General features: G+C 48.7%; 9 protein-coding genes. All 9 read left to right on the forward strand.

Features of this window, described 5'->3' with window-relative positions:
- Window positions 1–34 precede the first annotated feature (34 nt).
- The 9 genes from NF543_RS10660 to NF543_RS10700 all read left to right on the forward strand — a co-directional run bounded on the left by NF543_RS10660 (window position 35) and on the right by NF543_RS10700 (window position 12,471).
- Window positions 35–3,127, forward strand: a complete 3,093-nt coding sequence (locus NF543_RS10660) for a SusC/RagA family TonB-linked outer membrane protein (RefSeq protein ID WP_257668115.1) — start codon at window positions 35–37, stop codon at window positions 3,125–3,127.
- A 47-nt stretch (window positions 3,128–3,174) separates the two neighbouring features.
- A complete protein-coding gene (locus NF543_RS10665) occupies window positions 3,175–4,617 on the forward strand; it encodes a RagB/SusD family nutrient uptake outer membrane protein (protein ID WP_257668116.1) in 1,443 nt (480 codons plus the stop codon).
- Window positions 4,618–4,683: 66 nt separating this feature from the next.
- Entirely contained in the window at window positions 4,684–5,892 is a 1,209-nt protein-coding gene (locus NF543_RS10670; RefSeq protein WP_257668117.1) for a serine hydrolase domain-containing protein, read from the forward strand.
- 129 nt (window positions 5,893–6,021) lie between these two features.
- A complete protein-coding gene (locus NF543_RS10675; RefSeq protein WP_257668118.1) occupies window positions 6,022–7,122 on the forward strand; it encodes a dipeptidase in 1,101 nt (366 codons plus the stop codon).
- Window positions 7,122–8,708 carry a serine hydrolase gene (locus tag NF543_RS10680; RefSeq protein WP_257668119.1) on the forward strand — a complete coding sequence of 529 codons (1,587 nt, stop codon included), beginning with the start codon at window positions 7,122–7,124 and terminating at the stop codon, window positions 8,706–8,708. Before NF543_RS10675 ends, NF543_RS10680 begins: the two co-directional genes overlap by 1 nt.
- A 151-nt stretch (window positions 8,709–8,859) precedes the next feature.
- Window positions 8,860–10,161: an MFS transporter gene (locus NF543_RS10685; RefSeq protein ID WP_257668120.1), complete on the forward strand. Its 1,302-nt coding sequence runs from the start codon at window positions 8,860–8,862 to the stop codon at window positions 10,159–10,161.
- Window positions 10,158–10,886: a (Fe-S)-binding protein gene (locus NF543_RS10690; RefSeq protein WP_257668121.1), complete on the forward strand. Its 729-nt coding sequence runs from the start codon at window positions 10,158–10,160 to the stop codon at window positions 10,884–10,886. Before NF543_RS10685 ends, NF543_RS10690 begins: the two co-directional genes overlap by 4 nt.
- 33 nt (window positions 10,887–10,919) lie before the next feature.
- Complete coding sequence (locus tag NF543_RS10695) at window positions 10,920–11,822, forward strand: sugar phosphate isomerase/epimerase family protein (protein ID WP_257668122.1); 903 nt, start codon at window positions 10,920–10,922, stop codon at window positions 11,820–11,822.
- A gap of 79 nt (window positions 11,823–11,901) precedes the next feature.
- Window positions 11,902–12,471 carry an RNA polymerase sigma-70 factor gene (locus tag NF543_RS10700; RefSeq protein ID WP_257668123.1) on the forward strand — a complete coding sequence of 190 codons (570 nt, stop codon included), beginning with the start codon at window positions 11,902–11,904 and terminating at the stop codon, window positions 12,469–12,471.
- Window positions 12,472–12,484: the final 13 nt, after the last annotated feature.

Below are 12,484 nucleotides of genomic sequence, written 5' to 3' on the forward strand. Positions count from 1 at the left end.
GATGCAGCGGGTATTGAATATAAATCGTAAAAACATGATGTCTAAAATACATAATTTTAAGTTACTACGAATCGGAGCGCCATTATTCCTGTGGATAGGATGCCTTTACGGAGGAAATGCTTTGGGTGCGCGAAACTTGGCAGGTGTGGAAATGGTCAAAATGCAGCAGTTCAACGCACAGGGTATGGTAACCGATGCGGCGAGTGGCGAGCCTTTAAGTGGCGTGTCGGTATCGATAAAGGGAAGTAGTCGAACCGCCATTACAGACAGCCGTGGCATTTTTACCATCGAAGTGCCGACCAATCGGTCAGTATTGGTGTTTTCGTATATCGGTTTTACCGCGCAAGAATACGTGTTGGCGGGAAGGCTGACAGGGCTTGAAATCGCCATGGAACCATTGGTTCATGCACTTGACGAAGTGCAGATTACCGTTCCCTACGGTACGGAGACGAAAGCATCCATCACAGGGGCAGCGGTGGTGGTCAAAAGTGAACAAATTGCAGACCGGCCACGCAGCACATTCCAGACCTCCTTGCAGGGCAATGTGCCCGGGCTGCAGATCATGGAGTCTACCGGGCAACCCGGTGCGGCACCCACCGTCAGGTTGAGGGGGCTTACTTCTTTTGACGGGATAAATAGCCCGCTGTATGTGATAGACGGGGTGCCCATGCTCACCCAAGGGGTTGCGGGATTGGCATTTTCATCCAATACCGCTGCAGGTATCAATCCAAATGACATCGAAGACATCACCGTGTTGAAAGATGGTGCAGCCTCTTCTATCTATGGATCCCAAGGAGCAAACGGTGTGATCATGATCACGACCAAAAGCGGAAAGGCTGGAAAAACCCGGATTAACCTGTCGGCCAATTTTGGTCAGAACCGGATGGCTTTTTCCGATCGTGCGAAACCCTTGAATACCGCCGAAATGTCAGCACTGCTGATCGAAGGGGTAATCAATAGTTCCATCAACCCAACCGTGGCAGGCATCACCACCCCAGAGGCTGCGTACCAGTATTTGGTGAGTCAAGGGCTCAATCCCGATGTCAATACCGATTGGGCGGATGTGATTACCCGAGTGGGGCATTACTCGCAATACAACCTTTCGGCTTCCGGGGGCAACGACAAGACTGATTTCTACCTTTCGGGTGGCTACTACAAGCAAGATGCCGTGACCAGGGGGCAAGGGTATGACCGCAAGACAGGAAGAATAAATATTAACCACAAGGCCAACGAAAAACTATCTTTCAATGCTAGGGTTGCCCTGACAGCCCAGCACTTGAACACCATCCCCGGGACGGGTACGGGCCAAAATCCGGTTAGGAGCCTTTACCGGTTTGTGCCCTGGCTTGCACCATTGGATGAGAACGGGGAGTACAATCCTCAAGTCACCTACAATCCCTTGATCGTGCAAAATGAAAACAAGTATGAAACCGAAATTTACCAAGCGGTCGGTAACGTAGGGGCATCCTATCAGTTTACCGATTACCTCACGTACGACGGGAAGGCCGGGATTGATTTCAGCTATTCAGACGATTACCGATACTGGAGTCCTGACTGGCCCGATGGCCGTGGGGTGAATGGCCGCGGTATGGAATACAGTCGGACGTGGAATAATTGGACGGTGAACAACGTGCTCCGGTACAAGGACGACTTCGGTGATTTTGGACTGTCGGCGGTATTGGGGCAGGAAGCATCTAAGCGCAACTTGAAAAGTGTAAGTACCCAAGCCCAGAATTTCGTTGCGAAAGGCCTCTACACCTTGGCCAATGCTTCCGAACAATACATCGCATGGAGTTCTAAATCACATGCGACCATAACATCCTATTTCCTGAACACCAGCGCGAATTACCAGCAGAAATATTTCCTTAACGCAACTGCACGGCGCGATGGATCCTCACGTTTTGGCAGCAAGGTAAGATGGGGTAATTTTTGGTCGCTCGGTGCTTCTTGGAACATGCACCGCGAAATGTTCATGGAAAGTGTTGATTTTGTCGACCAGTTGAAATTCCGGATTAGTTACGGTACCAGTGGTAACCAGTTAGGGCCATACTATGAGGCGTTGGGCGGCTATGCTACGGGGCAGAATTACATTGGCGAACCCGGCTTTGCCATGGGGCGGATAGAGAACGGAACACTTCGTTGGGAGCTCAACAGACCCTTGGATGTGGGGTTGGAGTTTTCGGTGTTGAACAACCGATTGAGTGGTACTTTTGATTGGTACACCCGGCAGACTTCTGATCTGATCCAGGATATGCCCGTGTCACGTACCAACGGTGTCACCAATGTGACTTTCAATGTGGGCGGAATGAAAAATTATGGCGTTGAAATCAGCCTGAGTTCGCATAATATTGTAGGGGACAGCGGAGGATTTGACTGGCGCACGGATTTCAACATCACGACGTTAAATAACAAAATAACGGATATCCAGGATGGCCGACGCCTCGAAAGCTTCTATGTACGTGAAATTGGCGGGGATTATTACCAATATCGGCTTCGCGGATATGCTGGCGTGGAGCGGACGACCGGGCAGGCGCTGTGGTTTACCGATAGTACGCGGACTGCCACGACAACGAATTTCGACGATGCCGGTATTTATAAACAAGAGGGAAAGAGTGCGCTTGCCGATTTTTATGGCGGATTTACGAATACGTTTTCCTACAAAGGGTTCTCGCTATCTGCCTTGATTTATTTCAACTGGGGCAACTCCATTTACGACCAATGGGCTCCATATACCCACTCCGATGGATCAGCGATGTTGGGCGAGGCCGCGTTGATGAGCAGGATGGTGTATCGCCACCGTTGGCAGCAGCCGGGGGATGACGCGAGCTATCCCAAAGTCGTCTATGGCGGAACCCAGTCTGGTCAGAATGATCAACACTCTACCCGATTTTTGTACGATGGCAGTTACATCCGGTTGCGCGATGTTACGTTATCCTATTCGCTTCCCGTGCAGCGTCTACAGTTGCCATTGGCCAGTGCCAGTATCTATTTCCGGGCAAATAACCTGTACACGTGGGTGAAGGACGACTTGCTGCCCTACGACCCTGAAGTCGGGTATAGTGGGCTTTATGACCAGAACCTGCCGATATCCCAGCAATTTGCTTTAGGCTTGGATATATCTTTTTAGCAATCGGTTTGGTGAAGACTAAGAAAAGGAACATAAAAACAATCGTTATGTATAAAAATAAAAGCTTAAGGAATATAGGCGTGGCGCTAATGGTAGGATGTATGGCGCTTACCGGGTGCAGCGGGAGTTTTCTTGATGAGCGGGACCCCCAGTCCGTCGGATTCGACCATATTGAGGACTTGGCATCGCTGACTTCGGCAACCAATGGGGTTTATAACAGTTTTTTTCAGCACAATTATTACGGACGGACTTTTGTCGTTTCGCCCGAATTGTTTGGCGATAATTCATTCATGAGTATGCGGAATGGCGGCCGACTCGTGAACCACGACGCATTCACGGTGACCAATGGCGATGGCTACGTGTCTGGAGCATGGACGCTGATGAACCGTGTGGTGGCTAATGCCAACTTGGCTATCTATGCCGGCGGGCAATTGACTTTTGCTGACGGACAGCAGGTAGCGGCCAACCAGATCATGGGCGAACTATATGCCTGCAGAGCACTGGCTTGGTTTGATATGGTGCGTTATTTCGCACAACCCTACAACTATACCGAGGATGCCTCCCATTTGGGGATACCTTTGGTGACCAAACCTCCGGGGGAGATTATTTCACCCTCCAGGGGCACGGTGGCCGAGGCCTATGCCCATATCGTGGCAGACCTGTTGCAAGCGGAGACTTTGCTCAGTACCGCGAAAAAGAACGGACATTTCAATAAAGCCGCCGGGCAGGCCTTGTTGGCAAAAGTATACCTGTATATGGAGGATTGGGAAAATGCCGAGGTATATGCCACGAAAGCCATCGATGACGGTGGGTATTCTTTGTTGTCCAATTCGGACTATGTAGGCAGTTGGGGAGAAAAATTCAGTGCGGAGTCTCTATTTGAGGTAGGTATGCTACCCGCCGGTGGCAGCAACAACGCCGCGAATAGTATCGGTTATTTGTCCGAACAGGGTGGGTATGGCGAATGGCTAGCCACACAAGACCTGTATGATACCTACTCCTCGACCGATGTGCGCCGCAACTTGATTGAACGGGGTGCACGGGTTGGCGCTGAAACCGATGCATATTTCATTAAGAAATACCCGGCAGGAGCTTCATCGCGGGATGACAACATCAAGGTGCTCCGTTTATCGGAAGTGTACCTGATCCGTTCGGAAGCTCGGGCTGAGCTAGGAAAGACACAACCCGATAAAACGGCCTTGGCGTTGAGCGATTTGAATATGATCGTAGACCGTGCGGATCCGGGGGCGAGTGTGTCCGGCCTCCAGGGACAAGCGCTGGTTGATCGTATCATACTGGAACGTAGAAAAGAATTGGCGTTCGAGGGAAATCGGCTGTTTGATATTAATCGAAAGAAAATGCCACTGGTGCATATTCAAACCAATCAGGTCCGTACGGTTGATTACCCAAGTAACCGGTTCATTATGCCGATTCCCTATGCGGAGCGCAATGCCAACCCGAATATCCAGCAAAACCCAGGGTGGAATTAGCCAAGATCAGTAGGACTACGATATGATTGCGAAAGAAATTGATTTATAAATTATTGGATTAGCATGATGGATAAAAAGAAAATACAGTGCTTTGGTATTCTCCGTTTTGGATATGTGCCGTTGCTCGCCCTGTTATTGGTGTTCGCTTCCTGTAGCAAGGACGACCCGCAACCTGTTTTGCCAGAATTACCGGAGCCCGGTGGTGGGAATAGTGATTTTGATCTTGCTGCTGTGGATGATCCTATTACCGATTTCATGGCCCGCTATAACGTGCCGGGGGCTTCCGTGGCTATCAGCAGACAGGGTAAGCTTGTGTACGCCAAGGGATATGGCTGGGCCGATAGTGAAGCGGCAACCCCCGTAGATACGTCAAGCCTTTTCAGGATTGCGAGTTTATCCAAGTTCGTGACCAGTGTGGGGATCATGACCATGATTGATAAAGGACAGTTAAGTATGAGTGACAAGGTATTCGGTCCCGGGTCGATTTTGGGTACCGAATTCGGGGATCTGCCTTATCCGCAACACATCACCGACATCACACTGCGTAATGTGCTCCAGCATGAAATAGGGGGGTGGAATAATACAAGTGGCGACCCGGCTTTTCAACAATCCGCAATGGATTCTCGGCAATTGATCTCGTGGACGATAAACAATCGTCCGCTTACCGAGTCCCCTGGGACGAAACTGGATTATTCGAATCTAGGATACCTCATCCTGGGCCGCATTATCGAAGAGGTGAGTGGCAAATCGTATGTGGAATATATCCAGCAGGAAGTGTTTAATAAGGCTGGCATCAAAAACATGCAGATTGCCGGTGGCAGCCTGGCCGATCGAAAACCTAATGAAGTGAAGTACTACGGTCAGCATGGGCAAAATCCGTATGGATACGCCACTGGTGTGATCCCGAGGTTGGACGCCTGCGGCGGATGGATTGCCTCTGCCATCGACTACCTGAGGATGGTGGTGCATGTGGATGGGTTGCCATCCCCCTCGGATATATTGAGTCCATCCACCATAGAAGTCATGTCTACCCCTTCGGAAAATTCGGTATACGCCTGCGGAATACGGATCAGTGCGGTCAATAAAAATTGGTGGCACGGTGGAGGTCTTTCGGGTACACGTACATGGATGGTGAAAGCCTCCAATGGGTTTGCATGGACGATCTTTTTCAATACCCGAAATACCAGTGAAGGGTTTGACAATGCCGTGAACGAGCTGGTGTGGCCCGCGGTCAATAATGCGTCCACAAATTGGCCCGATGTAGATTTGTTTTAATGGTTTGCGAACTGCTGTCGGGTAGATCCCCGTCGGTACCCATCGAAGCTTTTCGCCGAATCGTTATCCCACAGCCGGATTTTTTTAAAGTTGTTTAACTTTGTCCATATGCCAACAACTTTTCAGGTTATGATGACAGACATGCACAACGATGCAATTCCGACCTTGGTGATGAGCGGAAAGGCGAATATGGCCACACGAAATCGGGTGGGAAATACCGATTTACCTCGATTAAAGGAAGGCGGGGTGGGGTTGCAGGTCTTCGTCCTGTTTTGCGATGGTTCCTATGGTCCGGGTAATGCGTTCCAATATGCCAATCAAATGGCCGATGCGTTGGATCGAATGGTGCGGAAGCATCCGGATAAAATCCAATATGCCACCACGGTGGCTGACGCCGTGCATCTAAAAGCCGAAGGCAAAATAGCAGCGCTGATGGCAGTGGAAGGCGGCCATATGATCGAAAACCGGATGGATTACCTCGAACAATTGGCTGGACGGGGCGCCAAGTATCTGACCTTAACCTGGAACAACAGCACCGAATGGGCCACTTCGGCTGCAGATGAAATGCGAGGGAGCCGCAACTTCTGCGGACTTACCGCATTCGGGAGGCAAGTCATTAACAAAATGAATGCACTTGGTATGATGATCGATCTTTCGCATGCCGGTGAACAGACGTTTTATGACACACTGCGTGTAACTGAAAAGCCAGTATTGGTTACCCATAGCAACTGCTATACCTTGGCTCCCCATTATCGTAACCTGAAGGACGACCAGATCCGGGCGATCGGCGACAATGGCGGCGTTATCGGGATCAATTTTTATTCCGGTTTTGTAGATAGTGGATACCAAGACCGGCTTGAGAAACTACTTGTCAAGTATCAATCAAGGTTTGACCAGCTTGTCAAAGAATCATCTTCCAATCGGATGTACGCGGTTCGGGAGCTGCTGAACGAATTGCCTCCAGAAGAGGTATTAACGATCCGGCCGCCACTTGCTCGGTTGATTGATCATATCGACCATATCGTTGCGCTGGTTGGTATTGAACACGTGGGGATCGGGAGCGACTTTGATGGTGCCGAATCGTACGTACGGGAATTGGATGATGTCGCTGCATTTCCCCGGCTCAAGGGCGGTTTGCTCGCACGGGGGTATCATGAGCGCGACATCGAAAATATTTTTAATGCTAATTTTGAACGGGTGTGGAAAGCCCATGAATTAAACAGTATGTGATGAACTACGGAAAAACAATTTTGCTGTTTATGTTGGTAATAGGTTGTTATACAAGTGTTTGCGGACAACAGAAGACACAGGTGTTACCGGCTGATCTTGACCAGTATATTGAAAAGGTGTTGACGACCTTTGAGGTTCCCGGCATGGCATTGGCGGTGGTGAAAGATGGCAAAATCGTATTGGCCGAAGGGTACGGAGTGCGTAAAATGGGAACACATACTCCGGTAGACGCCCATACCCTGTTCCCCATCGCTTCCAACTCCAAGGCATTTACAGCTACAGCGCTGACGTTGTTGAAAGAGGAAGGGAAATTGGTATGGGATAAGCCTGTTGTGGAGTACCTGCCTTGGTTTAGTCTGTCCGATCCACTGGTTACGCGCGAATTGAGTGTCCGCGATCTGTTGGTACATCGGAGTGGCATTGCTCCATATGCCGGAGATCTACTCCAGTTTCCGCCGTCAACTTACACACGCAGGGAATTGGTCGAACGGCTCAAGTACTTGCCACTATCCACTAGTTTCAGGAGTACCTATGCATATGACAATGTACTGTATCTAGTGGTGGCGGAACTTATTAAAGCCGTTTCGGGGGAAGAATGGGAAGATTTTGTGAAAGAAAGAATTTTCAGCAAAGTAGGGATGACAGCGACCCTATCCCGTTTTTCATTGTTCCAAAAACAGCAAAACGCAGCTACATCGCATGCGCCTGTGGGGGGTAAAGTGCAACCATTGGAACACTTTTTCGAACAAGGGTTGGGCGATATTTCCAATCCCGCGGGAGGTATCGTATCCAATGTGTCAGACATGGCTAGATGGTTGCTCACCCAGCTTGATTCGGGCCGGGTGGCGGGCGGTAAACGGTTGTTTTCACCGGCATCGGCTGAGAATCTTTGGCGTGGGGTTACCCCCATGCCGGTTTACAAAGTTCCGGAATGGATTGCTCCGGCGCAATCGGATTTCAATAGCTACGCCCTTGGTTTCCGGACGTACACCTACCGGAACAGGAAGGCTGTCGCCCATGGAGGTAAATTGGATGGCTTTGTCTCCCAATTGGTTTTCTTTCCCGATTTGGATTTCGGAATGGTCGTGCTGACCAATCAAGAATGCAGCAATGCCTGTTATGCGGTAATCAACCATATCGTAGACCATGTAATGGGAGTGGAACCGTTCGATTGGATAGCGGGATATCGGAAACAGGAGGATCGAAAATTTGCCAATATCAACAAACAGGAACAAGAGGCGGTGGTTGAGCGGAATGAAAAATCCGAACCATCCCTAGCCTTGGCAAACTATGCAGGCAAATACCGTGATGCATGGTATGGGGGCATCAGTATCGTACAGGAACAAGGAAAGCTGATTATGCGCTTCGAACATTCACCCCAGCTGGTGGGCGAAATGGAACATTGGCAGTATGATACATTTATCGTTAGGTGGTATAACAAAGAACTAAGAGCCGATGCTTATGTGATTTTTTCATTGGATCATGACGGAAGTATCGAGCGTGTTAAAATGAAAGCAGTATCGCCCATCACGGATGTAAGCTACGATTTCCATGATTTGAATATATTTCCGATACGGTCCCGGTGATAACCCAAGTCTGCTTCTCATAAAGTTTTCCCAGCTAGTATCAGGTAAATACAGCCTATGGTAAGCTTTTTAGCGATTGGCCCTGCTACAATAGATAAGATTTCTTTGGCAAAGGGAACTATTTCCTATCTTAGCCCTTTCAACAAAACGAATGTCGACACTTAAAAACCATAAACCCACCATCCGTGGTTGGGCCATGTTTGACTGGGCAAATTCAGCCTATAATTTAGTCATTACCTCCACGATTTTTCCAGCCTATTACACGGCAATTACGTTTACCGAAGAATTTGGCGACCGGATCAATTTTTTCGGTTTTAACGTCGTCAATACCGCGTTGTCTAATTTTGCCTTGTCATTTGCCTACCTGCTTATGGCCCTGGTATTGCCTATATTGTCATCAGTAGCCGATTTCAAAGGCAACAAAAAAGCGTTTATGATGGGCTTTACCTACTTGGGCGGCTTCGCCTGCATGGGGTTGTTCTTTTTCAAACTGGAAACACTTGAATGGGGCATCATTTGCTTTACCTTGGCGGCTATGGGCTATGTGGGGGGAGTGCTGTTCAACAACTCATATCTGCCCCAGATTGCTACCGTAGACCAACAAGACCGTGTGAGTGCACAGGGATTTGCGTATGGATATGTCGGTTGCGTGATGCTTCAGATCATTTGTTTCGTTTTCGTGCTCAAGCCGGAATGGTTCGGGATTACGGACCCGAGTCTACCGGCGCGGTTGTCTTTTTTATTGGTGGGCATCTGGTGGATAGCCTTTGCGCAGATTCCGTTTAGGAAACTGCCCGCGGACACTAAAAATGGGCAGCGCGTTACCAAACATGTGTTAAAAAAGGGATTTTCGGAACTGAGAGGTGTATGGAAAAGATTGAAGGACATACCAGAAATCAACCTTTTTTTACCAGCCTTTTTCTTTTATGCGATGGGCGTACAAACCGTCATGATTGTGGCGGCGGCCTTTGGCGAGAAGGTACTCCATCTGGGCGCGCCGAAGTTGATTGCCACCATTTTGATTATCCAGGTGGTCGCGATAGCGGGTGCTTACCTCATGTCATTATTGGCACGCTACATAGGCAACGTGAGGGTACTCATGCTGGTGGTTTGCATATGGATTGGTATCTGTGTTTCCGCGTTTTATATCAATCATGAAACCCAGTTTTATATCCTGGCCGCATTGGTTGGCCTCGTGATGGGAGGTATCCAATCACTCTCCCGGTCTACCTATTCCAAGCTACTGCCTGTTGACGAAGAAGATACCGCCTCTTTTTTCAGCTTTTATGATGTCACGGAAAAGGTTGCTATCGTGATTGGGTTGTTTTTATTTGCGCTTATTGAACAAATAACAAACAACATCCGCTATTCGGCATTGTGTTTAGGCCTGTTTTTTGTAGTGGGGTTGCTATTGCTGTTTAGGATGTCGAAGTTTAAAAAACATAGTGAATGACCGTAGAATTATTCATCCCCTGCTTTGTTGATCAATTGTTCCCAGAAACGGCATTCAATACCGTTCGTATCTTGGAAAAAGCGGGATGCAACGTAGTATATAACCCACAGCAGACCTGTTGCGGGCAACCTGCATACAATGCCGGCTTTTGGGATGAGGCCAAAAAAATCGGGCATAAATTCCTCCATGATTTCACGGAAGACCATTTGATTGTTTCCCCCTCCGCTTCCTGCACCGGAATGATTAAAAACGCATACAACGATCTATTTACCAATACGATGGTGCACAATCGATGCCGCACCATCCAAGGGCATGCCCACGAACTGTCTGATTTTCTCGTGAATATTCTCAAAAAGGACTATTTTGGAGCTGAATTGGAAGGGAGGGCCGTTTACCACGATGCTTGTTCAGCATTGCGCGAATGCCATATCAGGGATGAACCCAGGCAATTGCTAGGTAAAGTGGCTGGGTTGGAGCTGGTTGAAATGAGGCATACAGATACCTGCTGCGGTTTCGGGGGTACATTTGCCGTGAAGTTTGAGGCCATATCCAGTGCCATGGCCGAACAGAAAGTACACAATGCGTTGGAAATGGAAGCGGATTACATCATTTCTACTGACTCTTCGTGTCTATTACATCTTCAAAGTTATATCGATAAGCACCAACTACCCATTAAAACCATGCATTTGGCCGATGTGCTGGCCCATGGTTGGGCGAATATTTGAAGTGAGCGAACCAACTAATTTATATAATACACCATGACAAACAGAAGATCATTTTTAAAACATTTGGGAATAGGCGCTTTAGGCCTTTCCGTATTGCCAGTTATGGCCACACCAGCGTATTTCAATCGAAGAAAAGAACTGTTCTTTTCCATTTCATTGGCGCAATGGTCCTTGCATAAAACGATTTTCGGTGGTAAACTGGACAATCTAGATTTTCCCGAAACCGCTAGAAAAACGTTTGGCATTGATGCCGTGGAGTATGTCAACCAGTTTTTCAAGGATAAGGCAACGGACAAATCTTACCTGGGCAATCTGCTCCAACGTGCGAACGATAATGGGGTGAAGAATATCCTGATCATGATAGATGGCGAAGGGGATCTAGGGGCGACATCAGACAAGGCAAGGCTTAAAGCAGTTGAAAACCACTATAAATGGGTGGAAGCCGCCAAATTTCTGGGTTGTCATGCCATCCGGGTGAACGCTGCCGGAAAAGGTACGCCGGAAGCCGTGAAAACCGCCGCTATCGATGGACTGGGACGGCTGAGTGAGTTTGCCGCACAGCACAGCATCAACGTCATTGTAGAAAACCATGGCGGTATTTCGTCCCATGGCGACTGGTTAAGCGCGGTATTACAGGGCGTTGGCAAAGCCAATTGCGGCAGCCTGCCTGATTTCGGGAATTTCTATGAGTACGACCGTTACCAAGGTGTTAAAGATTTGATGCCGTTTGCCAAGGGGGTTAGTGCCAAAGCCAATGTATTTGACGAAAATGGAGATGAGGCCGACATCGATTACGTAAGGATGTTGCAGATTGTGAAGGATGCGGGGTATAATGGGTATATCGGTATTGAATACGAAGGCGATGAACTCAGCGAAGAAGAAGGCATCAAAGCAACCAAGCGCTTGTTGGAAAGGGTAGGAGCAGCATTGAGTTGAATCTACCCATTACTTTTTGTGATAAATTTTTTACGCCAATGTTAATTTTTCCTTAAATTTGCATAAACCAGCCAACCAGATGGCAGATTATGGTAAATATACGGACCAGGAGCTTTTCCCTTTATTAAAGGCAGGGGACGACCTTGCTTTCAAGGCCCTATATCTCCGTTATTGGAAGAAACTCCTCTATTTCGCGGCGCAGAAGACCGGCGATTTTGCCGATGCCGAAAACATCGTGCAGGATATTTTTGTGTCGCTGTGGGAAAAGCGGGAAACCTTGCGGCTCACGTCTACCTTGGATCATTACCTGTTTGTATCGGTCAAGTACCGGGTCATCAAGCTGTTGGATAGGAAACGGTCGCAGCGCCTCCATGCCGACCGCAATGCAGCAACACACGACATCCTCGATGACTCCACCCAACAGTACCTCGATTTCGAGGAGCTCCGCCACAGGCTGGAGGAACTCATCGGCACATTGCCTGAGAAGAGCGAGCTGATTTACCGCATGAACAAAGAAGAAGGCATGAGCCACAAGGAGATCGGCAGCGAGTTGGGCATGTCAGAAAAAGCGGTCAACGCCCGGCTGGTACGGATCAAGAAAACCTTGCGAACCGGATTAAATTCCTTCCTCGGCGGCTTCCTGCTTTAATTTTTTCCTACTC

Source organism: Parapedobacter tibetensis (assembly GCF_024704835.1).
In the GTDB taxonomy this organism is placed as follows: domain Bacteria; phylum Bacteroidota; class Bacteroidia; order Sphingobacteriales; family Sphingobacteriaceae; genus Parapedobacter; species Parapedobacter tibetensis.